The sequence below is a fragment of the Sporosarcina sp. P26b genome, assembly GCF_002743245.1.
GTDB classification, from domain to species: Bacteria; Bacillota; Bacilli; order Bacillales_A; family Planococcaceae; genus Sporosarcina; species Sporosarcina ureae_C.
Genome location: NZ_PDYW01000003.1, coordinates 150,703 through 165,854, shown reverse-complemented (window position 1 = coordinate 165,854; position 15,152 = coordinate 150,703). Strand labels below are relative to the sequence as shown.

At 39.2% G+C, this 15,152-nt stretch carries 17 protein-coding genes; 2 read left to right on the top strand and 15 right to left on the bottom strand.

The window, feature by feature from the left end; genetic code table 11:
• Positions 1-110 precede the first annotated feature (110 nt).
• The 3 genes from CSV69_RS04620 to CSV69_RS04610 form a co-directional block, all read right to left on the bottom strand.
• On the bottom strand, positions 111-569 hold the full coding sequence (locus CSV69_RS04620; RefSeq protein WP_099692826.1) for an OsmC family protein: 459 nt from the start codon (positions 567-569) through the stop codon (positions 111-113).
• 174 nt (positions 570-743) lie between these two features.
• The gene (locus CSV69_RS04615) at positions 744-1,592 is read right to left on the bottom strand and encodes an aldo/keto reductase (RefSeq protein ID WP_099692825.1); all 849 of its coding nucleotides are present in this window, start codon (positions 1,590-1,592) and stop codon (positions 744-746) included.
• A 166-nt stretch (positions 1,593-1,758) separates the two neighbouring features.
• Entirely contained in the window at positions 1,759-2,814 is a 1,056-nt protein-coding gene (locus tag CSV69_RS04610) for a dipeptide epimerase (protein WP_099692824.1), read from the bottom strand.
• Between the two features lie 245 nt (positions 2,815-3,059).
• On the opposite strand from CSV69_RS04610, the gene CSV69_RS04605 reads away from it, so the two are divergent.
• Positions 3,060-4,427, top strand: coding sequence for an MDR family MFS transporter (locus tag CSV69_RS04605; protein WP_099692919.1), 1,368 nt, complete (start codon positions 3,060-3,062; stop codon positions 4,425-4,427).
• Between the two features lie 124 nt (positions 4,428-4,551).
• Here CSV69_RS04605 and CSV69_RS04600 read toward each other — a convergent pair whose 3' ends face one another.
• From CSV69_RS04600 to CSV69_RS16765, 4 genes are all read right to left on the bottom strand, one after another.
• Complete coding sequence (locus CSV69_RS04600) at positions 4,552-5,901, bottom strand: S-layer homology domain-containing protein (protein WP_158232609.1); 1,350 nt, start codon at positions 5,899-5,901, stop codon at positions 4,552-4,554.
• A gap of 159 nt (positions 5,902-6,060) precedes the next feature.
• Complete coding sequence (locus CSV69_RS04595) at positions 6,061-7,725, bottom strand: cbb3-type cytochrome c oxidase subunit I (protein ID WP_099692822.1); 1,665 nt, start codon at positions 7,723-7,725, stop codon at positions 6,061-6,063.
• A gap of 12 nt (positions 7,726-7,737) precedes the next feature.
• The gene (locus CSV69_RS04590) at positions 7,738-8,205 is read right to left on the bottom strand and encodes a cytochrome c oxidase subunit II (RefSeq protein ID WP_085426284.1); all 468 of its coding nucleotides are present in this window, start codon (positions 8,203-8,205) and stop codon (positions 7,738-7,740) included.
• 12 nt (positions 8,206-8,217) lie between these two features.
• Positions 8,218-8,370, bottom strand: a complete 153-nt coding sequence (locus CSV69_RS16765) for a hypothetical protein (RefSeq protein ID WP_158232608.1) — start codon at positions 8,368-8,370, stop codon at positions 8,218-8,220.
• 750 nt (positions 8,371-9,120) lie between these two features.
• Here CSV69_RS16765 and CSV69_RS04585 point away from each other — a divergent pair.
• Positions 9,121-9,921: an arylamine N-acetyltransferase family protein gene (locus tag CSV69_RS04585; protein WP_099692821.1), complete on the top strand. Its 801-nt coding sequence runs from the start codon at positions 9,121-9,123 to the stop codon at positions 9,919-9,921.
• Between the two features lie 124 nt (positions 9,922-10,045).
• On the opposite strand, the gene msrA is transcribed toward CSV69_RS04585, so the two are convergent.
• The 8 genes from msrA to CSV69_RS04545 all read right to left on the bottom strand — a co-directional run bounded on the left by msrA (position 10,046) and on the right by CSV69_RS04545 (position 15,151).
• Positions 10,046-10,582: a peptide-methionine (S)-S-oxide reductase MsrA gene (msrA, locus tag CSV69_RS04580; RefSeq protein WP_099692820.1), complete on the bottom strand. Its 537-nt coding sequence runs from the start codon at positions 10,580-10,582 to the stop codon at positions 10,046-10,048.
• A gap of 95 nt (positions 10,583-10,677) precedes the next feature.
• A complete protein-coding gene (locus CSV69_RS04575) occupies positions 10,678-11,040 on the bottom strand; it encodes a hypothetical protein (RefSeq protein WP_099692819.1) in 363 nt (120 codons plus the stop codon).
• Positions 11,041-11,091: 51 nt separating this feature from the next.
• Complete coding sequence (locus CSV69_RS04570; RefSeq protein ID WP_099692818.1) at positions 11,092-11,796, bottom strand: hypothetical protein; 705 nt, start codon at positions 11,794-11,796, stop codon at positions 11,092-11,094.
• Between the two features lies 1 nt (position 11,797).
• Positions 11,798-12,670, bottom strand: a complete 873-nt coding sequence (locus CSV69_RS04565; RefSeq protein ID WP_099692817.1) for an ATP-binding cassette domain-containing protein — start codon at positions 12,668-12,670, stop codon at positions 11,798-11,800.
• Between the two features lies 1 nt (position 12,671).
• Positions 12,672-13,043, bottom strand: a complete 372-nt coding sequence (locus CSV69_RS04560) for a GntR family transcriptional regulator (protein ID WP_099625291.1) — start codon at positions 13,041-13,043, stop codon at positions 12,672-12,674.
• A 190-nt stretch (positions 13,044-13,233) separates the two neighbouring features.
• Positions 13,234-13,863 (bottom strand): DUF3885 domain-containing protein, encoded by a 630-nt coding sequence (locus CSV69_RS04555; RefSeq protein ID WP_099692816.1) that lies wholly within the window; start codon positions 13,861-13,863, stop codon positions 13,234-13,236.
• 180 nt (positions 13,864-14,043) lie between these two features.
• Complete coding sequence (locus CSV69_RS04550) at positions 14,044-14,313, bottom strand: hypothetical protein (protein WP_198166202.1); 270 nt, start codon at positions 14,311-14,313, stop codon at positions 14,044-14,046.
• A gap of 118 nt (positions 14,314-14,431) precedes the next feature.
• Positions 14,432-15,151 carry a phosphocholine cytidylyltransferase family protein gene (locus tag CSV69_RS04545; RefSeq protein ID WP_085426293.1) on the bottom strand — a complete coding sequence of 240 codons (720 nt, stop codon included), beginning with the start codon at positions 15,149-15,151 and terminating at the stop codon, positions 14,432-14,434.
• Position 15,152: the final 1 nt, after the last annotated feature.

Genomic DNA, 15,152 nt, shown 5'->3' with positions numbered 1-15,152 from the left:
AATAGTTGTTTGCCTATTAGCAAACAAAACTAAACTTTGTTTGCTAATAGGCAAACGAATGCACAAATAAAAACGTCTGCACCCATACATCCGGTACAAACGTTGAATAATTATTTCTTAATCCATTTAGACTCAAGCGAAATTCCCGCATCCGCAAATAAATTATACACTGGACATCTTCTCTCTACTTCAGCTTTCAATTGATCGATCGCTTCTTGTGATTCATTCGTGGTGATTTCACAAACAAAGCGTACTTTTTGGAAATATGTTTTCACACCTTCTTCTCCCATCAAGCCACGCGCATCTACAATTCCTGTTGTATCAAAATCAATTGCACTGAATGTGAAGTTCTGTTCTGTCGCAATTAAAGGGATCATGACCGCTTTACAACCATTCAGTGCAGCTGCGATAAATTCAAGTGGATTGGCGCCGGTATCCGTTCCGCCCAATTCTACCGGCTCATCCATCGGAAACGCTTCGAAATTACGAATGCTATGCGTTGAGCGAACGCCTTGATCCCACTTCGCTGTTGCGGCAATCTTAACTAATGTACTGTTTTTCGTCGACATATACCCATCTCCCTTTAATCCTTAGTAATATAATATGTATTGTAGCATATAAGATTATAAAATGTAATAGAGTATTTAGAATTCTTTTGCATAGAAAAACACCTGTAGAAAAAACAGGTGTTTCTGCTTCTCATACAGGTGGTAGTCATTTGTTTTTTATCAAAAAATATTCAATCAATCAAACTCTTCATATTCATTCGGATGTTGTCCTTCCACTCTTCCAGCTTCACCTTTATCCAATGCATCAATTTGTTTCATATCTTCTTCGCTCAGTTCAAAATCGAATACATCTAGATTAGCTTTTTGATGAGCGTATGACGAGGATTTCACGACAGTCAATACGTCGTTCTGTAAGTTCCAGCGAATAATGATTTGTGCAGGTTCTTTGTTGTATTTTTCAGCGATCGAAACAATGGTTTCATTTGTTAAGACGTCATTTAATTCACGACCTAAAGGACTCCAAGCTTCTGTTACGATTCCACGGCTCTTATTGTATTCAACCAATTCATTATTGTTAAAGTACGGATGACGCTCGATTTGGTTGGTCGCTGGTGTGACGCCAGTTTTTTCAATGATTTTCTCCAAATGCTCCGGCAAGAAATTCGATACGCCTATCGTCTTGATCAGTCCGAATTTCTGTGCATCGACTAACGCTTGCCATGCTTCTTCATATTGACCTTGTTTTGGAAGCGGCCAATGAATCAAGTATTTATCAAAGTAGTCGAGACCTAGACGATACAGCGATTCTTGAATCATGAGTATCGCTCTGTCGTAACCGTGTGAATGTCCGGGAAGTTTCGAACTGATGATCAATTCTTCGCGAGGAGTAGATGAACGTCGAACGGCTTCGCCTACCATGCCTTCGTTATTGTAGTTAGTGGACGTATCGATGAGTCTGTAGCCAGCTTCGATTGCGGATAATACGGACGTGACACCTTGTGCACCTTTGACTTGTACAGTTCCGAATCCAATGGATGGAAGGCTCGTTCCGTCATTTAATCGAATCGTTTGTAGTTTTTCCATTTTACTCAAACACCTTTCATTTTTATTAATTGTACTTGTGTAGATACTCTATTTATCTTCCCTGCGTAAACGCAAATAAACATTTCTACATTTCTGACGCTTTCTATCGTGCACATCTAAAAAGCACCCACGCGGAAATGCTCCATGCATGGGTGCTTCTGGGTGATTATACTTTGCTTATACCTGGCTGTGTAGACAAGGTGATGTCTTCCCCCACATACTTCATGAATTCTGGCTGTTCTTTCAACCACAAAGGTGCATCTAGATCAAAGTATCGCACATTAGGATGAGCTACTGCAAAATGTGCTGCGGCCGCTACCGATTGGTCAGATTCCATCATGCTGCCTATCATGCAATGAACACCAGCTGTTTCAGCAATGCTGGCAATTTTCAACGCATTGGAGATCCCTCCACACTTCATCAGCTTGATATTCAATAAATCAATATATTTTCCACTGACTAGCTTTAGCGCATCATGCGGAGAGAATAAGCTTTCGTCTGCCATGATCGGAATATTGACGTTGTTCGTAACAAATTTTAATCCTTCCAAATCATGTGCAGCGACTGGCTGTTCAATGAATTCTATATTCAAATTTTCACGTTCCATTTGATTGATTAACTGAACAGCTTGTTTAGGGGTCCATCCTTGATTGGCATCTAGGCGCAACGTAACATCTGGCGGTATAACGGCACGTATTGCAGAAACTCGAGCCATATCCAATTCCGGTGCGGAGCCGACCTTTACTTTCAAGCTCTTAAACCCAGAATGCACATTTTTTATCGCGTCTTTTGACATAATTTCAGGTGTATCTACCCCAATTGTCATACACGTTTTCAAGTGTTTATGATTTCCTAAATAACGATAGAGCGGAATTCCCAACAACTTACTGTAAGCATCATACATCGCGATATCTGCTGCTGCTTTGGCACTTGTATTTCCTACGCAACTAGTTTGGATATCCATCAATAAGGATTGAAAATTATCCATATGTTGATTTAACAATATTTTTTTTATTGGACCCAACAAAGCAGCTTGGATACTTTCAGTTGAATCTCCTGTAATTACCCACGTAGGAGCGGCGGATCCCATACCTACCACCCCGTTTTCCAAATGAATTGTTACCTCAATACTGTCAATTTCAGTCGCTGTCCGTAGAGCGGTTTTGAATGGTCTTTCAAGAAGAATGTTACGACATGTGACTTCTACATCGATTATTCTCACGCAATCTCTCCTTAGATATTTAATTAAGTACTAATTTATTTAAACGAGTATGTTTACATCATGCCGAAACTAATAGACCTAAACCTATCGTGTACAGTGCTATACTATTTCCCAGGTTATAGTTACATGTTATACTGCTCTAGCGGCATAATGAATTTGCATGCAAGCTTGTTTAATTTATTGTTCTAGAAAGGAAGTAACTCGTGTCATCATTACAAATTGTTCAAGTACGTCATCCTAAAGCTATGGCTTTCACTCTGATGTTCGGAGCCTTTATTGGGTTGTTTGGTGAAACAGCATTAAATATGGCTCTGACAAATATTATGGCCGATTTCTCGGTCAACTCCGCCACCGCTCAGTGGTTGACAACAGGATACTTATTAACGCTCGGTATTCTAGTACCAGTGTCTTCTCTCTTAATTCGGTGGTTCACAACGAAACAATTGCTCGTTGCGTCTTTGGCCTTTTCCATAGCCGGTTCATTTCTAGCGGGGTTCGCTCCGAGTTTTGCCGTGTTATTTATAGGTCGTGTCGTGCAAGCGATAGGAACAGGAATATTATTACCATTAATGATGAACGTCATTTTATTGATATTCCCAATCCATAAACGCGGTGCCGTTATGGGCGTCATGGGGCTTGTGATCACGACAGCTCCTGCGATTGGACCTGCGTTGTCCGGATTGATCGTCGATACACTCGGTTGGTCATATATCTTCTGGGTCAGCTTGGTGTTTTATGTAGGATTGATCGTATTCGGTCTCAAACAAATTGACAACGTCTCACAAATCACGAAGCCAGCAATTGATATCGTTTCGATTGTATTATCAACAGTTGGATTTGGCGGAGTCATTTATAGTTTAAGTACTATGGCAGAAAAGCCTTTAACATCTGCATACGTATACCTTCCATTAATAGTTGGTTTAGTCTCGCTATTATTATTTGCGGTAAGGCAGTTCAAGATGAAGCACCCGATGATCAATTTACGTGTGTTTAAATATCCGATGTTCACTTTAGGGGTCGTGCTGTTGTTCATCGGCATGTTTTTAATTCTCTCTTCAGCCATTTTACTTCCTCTGTATATGCGAACATCTTTGCTCGTCAGCGCAGCAGTCGCAGGATTTGCTTTGCTGCCAGGTAGCGCTTTGAACGCATTATTGTCTCCCATCATTGGCATGCTGTCGGACAAGTTCGGTGTCAAAAAGATCTTACCGATTGGCTTTTTATTTACAGCGGTCGCAAGTGTTTTATTTATCGTCATTATTTCGGCTGAAACGCCAATTTGGCAAGTGGTCATCGCATTCCTAATCTATTTTGTAGGTATTTCTATGATTATTATGCCTGCTCAAACGAATGGGTTAAATGAATTACCGCGCGAACTTTACGCGGACGGCTCAGCTGTCATGAATACCTTACAACAAATTGCAGGCGCTACAGGAACGGCGTTGGCGATTACATTTATGATACATGGGCAAAATGTATTTTTAGACACTTTACCTAGTGCTTCGGCTGCTGAAATGATTGCGGCAGGTACGAAATATGCGTTCTACTTTATCGCTGGATTCGCTATTGTTGGATTCATAGCGTCATTGTTTGTGAAACGGGTTCGGGTGTAAGTAGACAAGTTATGTATATAGTACGTAAAAAAGACCGCTAATTTATCTAATGATTAGCGGTCTTTTCTATTATATAGTCTTATAAAAGTATCTACATCTTAATGGCCGTTACATAAATGCTCCCTCACTTCTTAAACACATATTTCTTCCCATCTTGTCCTATTACGATCAACTGTGTGTCAGATACAGACATATGTTTCCCTTGAATACTTGATAATTTACTCGTCTTCTTATCTAGCAAGCTGTACTTATAAATACCTGTTTTATTGAAATAATACATCGTCGAATGATCGTACAGCACGGATGCATTGTTTTGATTTTCATTTGGAATAAATGATTTTTCTTTCGGATCTTCGTAAAATAGGATTCTTGCATCAAAATCGCGTTCTTTTTTTCTGTCCGATCCATTCATTGCGACAGAGTTGAGTGTCAACTTACTATCTTTTGGGATGTTAGGCGTTCGGTAATAGTCTCTTTTCGTTGCTTCATTTGTATAATAGATGCGATCATTCCAAATAAATACGTTTCGCATCGTCTCACCGAAAAGGGAAGACATAATCATAGAATCTTTCGGCCCCGTAAAACGCTCTGTTTTCGTCCGTATGATACCATACTCCATCGGTAATTCTGAAGCTTGGCCGATTGCACGTAAATAGGGAATGAATACTTCATCATTATAGACAATTACATCAAACCAATCTTCCATATAACTAACCCAAACCCCGTCGACGGGTTCGAAATTTTGCTTACTCAAGATTATTTCACTTTTAGCCGTTTTTAAATCTTTTTTCACCAATCCATTATTTATATTGTATGAAAAGCCATTCTGCTCAACTGTTTTTCCTTTCTGGCTGACATATGAATGGTAACGACTGAGTTTCATCGAATCGTCAAGCGCTCGTGTCAGAAATGCCGAAAACTGTGCGCGCGTCACCGATTGAGATGGCATGTATTTGCCTTCTGATCCGCCAGCAATGCGATGTTTAGCAATACCGTTAATGTCAGCATACGCCCAGTGCGTCGGAACTACATCAACAAAAGTCGGTTGACTGTCAAACGGTATATTGAATGAACGGCGTAAAATGGCCGCCATCTGCGCACGTGATGTATTTTCCCCTGGACGCATTAACCCATGGTCTCCACGGAGAATTCCTTTTTCATTTACCGTCGCGAGAATTTTATAATAAGGGGACTTCTTTGAAACGTCTTTAAACACTACGTTTGGATTTTCCACGAGTGGAATCTTTAGAGCTTTGATCAGCATGGCGGATGCTTGTGCCCGTGTGATCGGTTCATTCGGTTTGAATGTACCGTCTGGGTATCCTCCAATAATGTTGCGGTCATATAAATACTTGATCTCTTTTTGTGCCCAGTGGCCATTCATATCTGTAAACTCTGCTGCATGTGCTGGAAACGGCATGGCTGGAACTATGAGTAGTAATGCGATGAACGCCGCTATAAGTTTTTTCTTCATCTGTTTCTCTCCTTTATCCGTCATATGTGCTGTGTACTTTCATCACTTATGCACCGTACAGACGGAGAATTTCAGAAAAAGTTTCAAATAAAAAATACCAACCCCCCAATTATGTAGGGGCTTGGTATATAAATAGTTCTCGTTTAGTAAATAACATGTTTACCAAGTGACAAATGGTGGTGATCCGGGTGGTGCATTTTGTATCATATCCACTAGAGGGATCACATAACCGAACGCGACAATGACCAGCATGATAATAATCCATACAGTCCATCGTTCTGTCCACTTCGGTGTCTCACTTGCGTTTTCTTCACCTTGGGCAATTGGAAATTCTGTATTTCCTTTTGGTGCGAAGAACATTAAGTTGAAGACGATATAGACAATCATCACGAGGGCTATAGTTAATAATGTTCCACCGACAGCTAATAATAGTAAGTATGGATCCCAACTTGCAGCCGTTGCACTATCGCCATACGTTGTGTAAGAAGTTCTTCTTGGAGCACCAAGTAGACCTACCGTATGCATTCCTCCGGCCATGAATACCATTCCAATAGTCCAAATGAGTGTTTGAATTACGCCTAATTTATTCATTGCTGGCGTAAGTGTCCGTTTGGATAAATAAGGTATTAACCAATACATTGCACCGAAGAAAGTCAACACCGCTGTCACTCCGACGGTTATATGGAAATGACCTACAACCCAAAGCGAATTATGAACGACTTGATTCAATTGGTTCGCGTTTTGCGCTATACCGCCAGCTCCACCTGGAATGAAGAAGATCATCGCAATCATAGGGGCAAGGAAACGAACATCTCCCCAAGGCATTTTCTTAATCCAGCCGAAGACTCCTTTTGCTCCTTTTTTCTTCCCAACACGAGCGAATACGAAGAACATCGCAAATGCGGTCATTAAGGACGGGAAGCCGATTACCATGCTCATTAGCGCATGTGTAAGTTTAATTCCTTCTGACATTCCTGGGTCAACAATTTGATGATGAAAACCGCCTGGGATATTCGATACGACTAACAGGATGACAACTACTCTCGTTAATGTATCACTGAATAAGCGCCCGCCAATCACTTTCGGTACGACGACATACCATAATGAAACTGCCGTTAAGTACCAAATGTTTACAAACGTATGGCCGAAGCTCCAAAATAACGTTCTACTGAGCATAACATTAATTGTTTCCGTCCAACCAAACGCCCATGGGATCAGCATTAACACTTCTGCTGTTACACCAAGGCTTCCGAAGAACAGAAGGATGAACACACCCATCGCAAAGAATCCTAGCAACGGTATATGTTTGTCTCGGTTTCTTTTTCTCCACTTAGCGATTTGTGTAAATCCACCAAACGCAGCAATCCAAATCCCTGCGACTACAATAAATAAGCCGACATAGAACCAAGGAGATGCTTTCATAGGCGGATAAAATGTATACATCACGGATGCGTTCCCCATTACGACTTGCGTAACGACGAGTACTACTCCTACCAGCATTGTGATGAGAGAAATCCAACCCATCTTCCTAACGATCGGAAATAAACCGTCCATCGTGTGAGAAAGTATCGAGTAAAAATAAGCAATTACAAACAACACAGAGAACACTAAAACTAATAAAATACCATGTGCAGTTAAGACTTGATAGTAATCAAAGTTTGTGGGTAGTTCAAGTAATCCTGCACGGTTAAGTCCTTGAAGTAAACCTAACAGTCCACCTATCAACAAGGTGATAAAAGCTATGGAGAAATACGTTAACGTAAGACGAGCGTCTAGTCTATTACTTCCTGACATAGTACTGATTTTATTTTCAATTGTTTCCATTTGATTCACCTCCTATTTCACTATGATTTTCATGCTCATCAATTGATGTCCGACGCCACAATATTCATTACAAATGGCTAAATATTCACCAGGTTTCTTAAACTTTTGTTTCGCTTCTTGAATATGTCCTGGCATGATCATGGCGTTTAAATTTGTACCAATTACTTGGAAGCCATGCATGACATCTATAGAAGTCATTTTAAAATGAACAGTTGCGCCAGCAGGTATTTCAATTATATTTGGCTCAAACGAAAAGGCGCGTAATATCATGACGACTTCGTATTCGTTATCGCCAATCTTTGAAATTCCGGGATTATCAAACGGTGCTGTCTCTTCGACTTTTTCTGGATCAATCATGCCTACACCACTTGGCGGACCTTGGCCTAATGCAAAAGTCTGGACTCCACTATAGACTACTGCGATGACCAACATAGAAGCCGCTAAGAAAAGCCAGATTTTTTCATATCGATGCATTTTCATTTGAATACCTCCTTATAGTCGTACTGAAAAGAAAATAAATAATAGTACCCAAAACAAAGCGATTCCGCCTCCAACAAACAGTATAGAAGCATACATAGCATTTCTGAATGAACCTTCATCCACTACTTCCTCATTGTTCACTCGTTCGTTTGGTGAATTCTTCATTTTATCCCCCCCTTAATAAGTGGTTGACGCAAATACATAAAGCAAATCTACGATGTCTGCTCTATGAGTGATGAACCATAATACTATTGTAAAATCAATTCAACTTACCTCTTTTAAAAAATCATAAGTTTCTTGTACACTACTTATAGGCAAGTAACTATTGATAATAGTATAAACATAACATAGATTACAGAAATATTGTATTAATTAATAGAATATTATGTTAATTTTTAGATCGTTTTTACTATATAAGAATAATTATTAATAGGTTTTAAATTTTTAGATTAGTGGTTACCTAGAATGATTTTACCGTTTTCATTTTATGTATAATGAGTGATTCAGCCATCGCATCAGTTGTTCCCTTACCTATTTTTAGTATTACGTAACTCCTAGCTTTAGTATGAAACAAGTAGCAGACTTACACCTTGATGTGCATCAAGTTTTTTTATTCTATTTCTTAACACGATTAATTAAAAATATTTGAGCGCATTAGGTAAGTTTCTTGTGAATGTACTTTAATTGGATTTTTACATAGCCTAAAAAAACGTATTACTTCCTTTCTGTTATGTAACAATAGATCAACGTACAAACAGAAAAATCTGCAAATAGTTTCATCGTATCGATCATATATTTATAGTCAGAAGCAGATTTGTTCGATAGTGAAAATAGCGCCAAGTCCCAACACTATTATCATTGCAAGTAAATTTGCTATGATGGGGTTATTCCTACTGAAGAAAGGATCGATAACATATGCTGCAATGGATTTCGAAACGTGTAACACTTACCGGCACACCGCTTGAGCAGATCAGCCAAGTTCAGAAACTCTTCGCCGAGCAGTTCGAATTTGAAAACTTGGATGTTTTGCTTGCGAATGAAGAACCTATTACGGAGCAATACTTGGAAGATAAAATGATGAAACAAGGACGTGGCGGCCTGTGCTATGAACTTAATGGCCTGCTGTATATCGTACTTAGAGATTTAGGTTTTCCTGTACAACTCGCTGCTGGCACTGTTTGGGCACCCTCGCCACGAAACAGTTTCGTCATGGATAGTACTCACGTCGTGAATTTACTCGAATACGAAAATACACTGTACCTGATCGACAATGGTTTCGGCAACAACCTCGTCAACCACCCTGTACCATTAGATGGAGAACCTGTTACTTCTCCCGCTGGCACATTTCGGTTGCGGACCGAAACGACGGAAAAAGGTACGATGGTATTTGAACAACTGAAAGACAACAACTGGGAACTTCGCTATAGCCTATCACCTGACGTAGTTGACTGGGAACATTTGGACGACGTGAAACAGCAAATCCATCACAGCCCAGATTCTTCTTTCAACAAAGCATTACTTATCGCTAAATTGACGGATGATGGCACATACTCGATTAATGAAGACCGTTACTATCGTAAATATAATGGCGATGAAGAAACTCTGCCGTTCCAAGATCACGGTGAACTGCTCGATCAAGTTAGACGGCATGCTGCGCCAGCTGTTTATGAAGCGACTGTGAATTATATTAATGAACAAAAACCCTCCCACGACTAATTTAGGTCGTGGAAGGGTTTCTTGTATTTGACTCGCTGTTGAATTGTGGTGGGAAATATAACTACTTTCACATTTCTATTTTATTGTCATACGTATGTAAGAACGTTCTCACTTCTCGTGATTCTTACTTCTCTCCCCAGTGCTCCGCAATAAATTCATTGCGCCCTGAACGTGCACGATCTTCTTCATAATGTTCTTCTTCTTTTATGTAATAATCTTGATGGTACTCTTCTGCTGGATAAAACGTTTCGGCTAGGCGGATGGGAGTGACGATCGGTTTTGCGAAAATACCGCTTGCAGCTAGGTTGTCTTTCGATTTTTCAGCAGCTTCCCGTTGTGCCTCTGTGTAATAGAAAATAGCAGTTGTGTAGGATGGGCCACGGTCTTGAAATTGACCTTCTGCATCAGTTGGATCGATTTGTTGCCAGTATACTTCAAGCAACTTCTCATAAGGAAATAGTACAGGGTCAAACGTGATTTCAACGACTTCCACATGACCGGATGTACCTTTTTTCACATCTTCATATGTTGGATGATCGAGATGCCCGCCCATGTAGCCGGACACGATGTCTTGCACTCCTGGCCATTCTTTAAACGGTTTCACCATACACCAGAAACAGCCTCCCGCAAATGCTGCTTTTTCAACTTTTTTATCAACCATTTCTACCGTCTCCTTTTATATGATACCGAATACGTATTTTTGATTATAGTAGAAAAAGCACCTGTATTACAAGCAATTAAGATGCATACAGGTACTCAGATCAGACGGTCTTCCAATGATTCGATTGCCAGTTTAAGTGCAGTTAAACGACGCGTATTTAATGTCTTTTGAGAACTACTATCCCCTGCTTTCGCAAGTTGTTTTTCAATAGAGGGAATCATACTTTGTAGAATATCTTTAGATGGTAAGATCGCTTCTTCATCATAGAAAAAGTCTACATCGTACCAAACATCTCGTAAGCTCTCCAAGCCCACATGTAGGGCATCACGTCTTTTTAGTACGAGTGTAGTATTGGAACCTTTTTTCGTCATACTTTCATACGCATTCGAAAGCTTCATATAAGTGGACTCTAAAGATGCGATAGATAATTCTTGAACTTGTCGGCTAACTATTTTCATTTATGAACCTCGTCTTTCATTTCAACTATTCTACGATCGAATAGTTTTATATCATGTTATTTTAATCGGTGTGTCTTTCACTACTTTATAAACGGCTATGGCTGTTATCGCCGCTATAGCGAATGACGCTATAATCGCGACTGCAATAGTAGGCACTGGAATGTGATAGGTAAGCAATCCCATCAAAGGTTTAGGAGTATTGAATGACCATAATAAATCATTTAACGATACAATTACGAGACTTGCCATAATCGTTACAAATCCGCCCATCCCCCCATAGCGATAAAATCCTAATCCGATTAGCCATCCGACTAGAGAGTACATCATGACGACTAGGAAATAAGCAATACTAGTCATGAACCAACTATTTACTCCAAGTGATGATAATACAACTTCTCTGAACACCTGTATGTTCAATACATGTACGATCCACGTTAGAATGGTTGTCAGACCGATGATCGTAATAGCTAAGCCTATTGCGGACAACAACACACCTTGGAAATAGGACTTTCTAGTAACACCATTCTTCACATATAGAGGTAAGAATACGGTGCTTGAAAGGATTCCACACACAAGCATAAATATTGTAGATGTTTGAAATGTAAAAGTGAGTAACGACATGGATCGTATATCTGGTTCATTGATAAACCAAACAATTGCAAAGTACGCTATATACACAATCGATAAATACCACGCTACCCATTTCATTTGGATCAAGTAGAGATCAGCAGCTACTTTCTTTCCTACTTCGTTCATTTTACAAGCCCTCCTTCGTTAAATGAATAAACAAATCATGAAGTGAAATAGTACCTATATCTAGCTCTTTTCGTTTTATTTCATCTTCTTTTTCTTTCGTTAATTCACCATACAACATGACCGATTTTGTGCCACCTAGCTGTTCTTCATTTAATACGTGAAGGCCCGAGACAGCTTCTAGTACATCATGAGTTGGACCTGTAACCGAATACCCTCTTTCTAGAAGCGTATCCACTTGCTCTTGAAGTATTAACTTACCTTGATGAACAACTAGAACTTCGTCAAATAAGTACTCCATTTCAGAAATTAAGTGTGTAGATAAAATGAAAGTCCGAGGATATCGTGATTGTTCCTCTAAGATTTCATTGTAAAAAATTTCACGAGTCGGAGCATCCATCCCTTGATAAGCTTCGTCAAAAATCGTGATAGGCGTTCTATTCGCTAACCCAATCGTTACTTGAAAAGCAGACTGCATACCTGCCGACAACGTCTTTAGAGGTTTGATTAGTGGGAGTTGAAATACTTTAGCTAATTGTTCGGCGTATGTTCGATCAAATGTAGGACGGTAGCGCTCGGCTAGATCAAAGTATTTGTGAATGGTGTCATGGTTATCTTTATAGTCTGATTGAAAAACAAATGTAATTTGAGACATGGCTTTCTCGTTCTCAAAAATCGTTTCTCCAACCATTTCAACTTCACCGCTTGTCGCTTTTCGGTAGCCGGCTAACAAAGATAGCAAGCTAGTTTTCCCTGCTCCATTACGTCCGATTAATCCATAAATCTTCTCGTTTTCTAACACCAAGTTGATATCATGCAATGCTTGAAAATCTTTATAAGAAACATTTGCATTCTTCGCCTCTACTTTTTTAGTCATCCTACACACTCCCTTTCAACTTTTCCATTAATTTCAGAATATCATTGTCGGTTAACATCAATTTCTTCGCTTCTTTTAACATCGGCAATACAAATTCCTCTGCGAATTCGTCTCTTCGTTTGACGATCAATTTCTCTTTTGCCCCTTCCATCACGAACATGCCCACACCTCTTTTTTTATAAATAATCTCTTCATCGACCAGGAGGTTAATCCCTTTCGAAACCGTAATATGATTAATTTTATAAAACTGAACAAGCTGGTTTGTGGATGGAATTTGATCATGCGCTTGCAGTTGATTATTCATAATCTGGTCCTCAATCATTTCTTTAATTTGAAGATATATGAGCTTTTTATCATCCAAAGTTTTACTCACCGCTCTATTCACCTCTTCTCATGTTATGTTATGCTATACCGTTGCATGGTGTTATAGTTATGTATATAACCATATAACAGTTTATTCTTTAAGTCAACTAAAAAAACGATCACATTGTACGTGATCGTTTTTTCGGGTATAAGATTATTGTGTCGCTTTCATTAGTCAATTGAATGTATCTCAATTTTAATTAACTAAACGTCTTATTGATTTCTACTCGATCATAATCTAAGATCCATTCATTGAACTCGTTATATATCCAACGAATTGTTTCTGTATCCACTCCAAGCAGATCACAGCCCCTGTCGTCGTAGACATAGTAGATGGTACCTTTCGTTTCGTTCAAAAAGTAGATTGGATAGTGAATGCTCGGACTTTTCCCCATATCCTGATTGCAAATCGCTTTCAAAAGTGCCGCATAGTGGAAATCCGAACGATGACATCTCAAGCTGAATCGATGTATACGATAGCTCTCATCTTCATTCTCTTCTAGAAACGTCTCGTGTTGTAATCGGTACAATATTGACTGGTGTTTCACATACTTAGCAAAGACATTTAACTTCCGCTGCAAGGTAGAACCTTCTCCAAAGTCGTAAACATCTACTACGAGATATAGCTCATCTTCAGGAGAATGTAGCGCTTTGAATAAGTCGATAGCTCGTCGGTAGACTCCTGGTAGATATACAGGATTTTCGTGAATGCTGAGAGAACTTTCGTTCACGCCGAGTTCGAATCGTATGCTTGGTTTCCATGAGTAAAATAGTGGAGATTCGAGTTTTAAATTTGGGAAGTTATTTTCCAGGAAATTTGTTGGTGTCATGTGGTTCCTTCTTTCTAGAGAATAGGGTTCTGATGGAATTAATCTCCGTGTAAAATATTTAAGATAGTTTCTTGTAAAGGAACCTTACTTCATGAATATAATGGATTTAGAAAACCAACGACACAAATAGTATCATTGGCTTTTTCCAATTTGAAATACCTAGAACATCAGCGGCCTACATTATGGCCGATCTTGACCGCCGTGCCGAAATGGAAGGCTTGAACCGGGCCAGCCTTGACCTTGTTGCATTGGGGGCGCGCCGGTCCCAGCAACACTAATCTGATTGACATCTACTGTAATCATAGAACCAGAATCCAATTGTATCTCGGCAGAATTCCCAAATGTTCTGATAAGTGTACCCGAAAAAGTACCGTTAGGAAGTGATACCCATATTCTCATACCAGGTCTATACTGTTGATTGAAATCTCCCGGATCCATATATCTAGCCATCAACCACACTCCACATATTATTCTTTCCTAGTAAGATATGTAAGAAAAAGATATATTCCTGTGCTGTTGACTAAATTCCTCTGTATTTTAATAAAAGCGTACCAGGTCTCGACACAATTCATAACCGTGTCGGGACCTGGTACCCAAAATCAGTCTTTCTCCGAAAATCAAGGATTCTTTTATAGTCTTCTATAACGTCTATTTCTGACCAGAACATACCGCTAACGTCTATAACATTTATAGGTATCTCATTTATAAAAGAATATAAAACGTTTTCCCACCAAAAATAGTGATTTTGCTGTTTTATTAGTTCCTCAAGTCTCTCTACGAACTTTCCCAAAAATACTTTCTTGATTTTTGCTATGCCTACATATTCACCACTATATTCTTTTAATTCTTTACCATGCCCAATTAGCTGATTACCATTACAATAGAAAAGATAATCTAGTTCACTATTCGAATCCATCAGTAAAGTTTGTTCATGCTCAGAGCTTAGTAGTTTGTCCAACATATTCTGCTCAAAGTATACATCTGCATTCGCTATGATAATATCTTCATCATTCAATTCGTTTCTCGAAAACCATAGAGAGGCTAGACTATTTGTAACACTATAAAATGGGTTGAAATAATATTTAACATCAAGATCGCATAAAAGATCCTTGATGATATCCGCTTTATACCCAACGACAATGATTACTTCAATATTATTTCTTTGGAATAATTCTACAGTATGGCGAATTAATGACCTCCCTCCTATATCAAGTGAACATTTAGGTACGTCTCCAATAAATTCGCTAATTCTTGTCCCTCTTCCGCCAGCCAATAATATAGCTTTCAAA

What these genes read in the sequence shown, in the direction of transcription:
- CSV69_RS04570 (WP_099692818.1), bottom strand. Translation starts at nt 11,796, where the DNA reads ATGAACGAAGTAGGAAAGAAAGTAGCTGCTGATCTCTACTTGATCCAA.
- CSV69_RS04555 (WP_099692816.1), bottom strand. Translation starts at nt 13,863, where the DNA reads ATGACACCAACAAATTTCCTGGAAAATAACTTCCCAAATTTAAAACTC.
- CSV69_RS04595 (WP_099692822.1), bottom strand. Translation starts at nt 7,725, where the DNA reads ATGGAAACAATTGAAAATAAAATCAGTACTATGTCAGGAAGTAATAGA.
- msrA (WP_099692820.1), bottom strand. Translation starts at nt 10,582, where the DNA reads ATGGTTGATAAAAAAGTTGAAAAAGCAGCATTTGCGGGAGGCTGTTTC.
- CSV69_RS04590 (WP_085426284.1), bottom strand. Translation starts at nt 8,205, where the DNA reads ATGAAAATGCATCGATATGAAAAAATCTGGCTTTTCTTAGCGGCTTCT.
- CSV69_RS04550 (WP_198166202.1), bottom strand. Translation starts at nt 14,313, where the DNA reads ATGGCTAGATATATGGATCCGGGAGATTTCAATCAACAGTATAGACCT.
- CSV69_RS04605 (WP_099692919.1), top strand. Translation starts at nt 3,060, where the DNA reads ATGGCTTTCACTCTGATGTTCGGAGCCTTTATTGGGTTGTTTGGTGAA.
- CSV69_RS04615 (WP_099692825.1), bottom strand. Translation starts at nt 1,592, where the DNA reads ATGGAAAAACTACAAACGATTCGATTAAATGACGGAACGAGCCTTCCA.
- CSV69_RS04600 (WP_158232609.1), bottom strand. Translation starts at nt 5,901, where the DNA reads ATGAAGAAAAAACTTATAGCGGCGTTCATCGCATTACTACTCATAGTT.
- CSV69_RS04565 (WP_099692817.1), bottom strand. Translation starts at nt 12,670, where the DNA reads ATGACTAAAAAAGTAGAGGCGAAGAATGCAAATGTTTCTTATAAAGAT.
- CSV69_RS04575 (WP_099692819.1), bottom strand. Translation starts at nt 11,040, where the DNA reads ATGAAAATAGTTAGCCGACAAGTTCAAGAATTATCTATCGCATCTTTA.
- CSV69_RS16765 (WP_158232608.1), bottom strand. Translation starts at nt 8,370, where the DNA reads ATGAAGAATTCACCAAACGAACGAGTGAACAATGAGGAAGTAGTGGAT.
- CSV69_RS04620 (WP_099692826.1), bottom strand. Translation starts at nt 569, where the DNA reads ATGTCGACGAAAAACAGTACATTAGTTAAGATTGCCGCAACAGCGAAG.
- CSV69_RS04585 (WP_099692821.1), top strand. Translation starts at nt 9,121, where the DNA reads ATGCTGCAATGGATTTCGAAACGTGTAACACTTACCGGCACACCGCTT.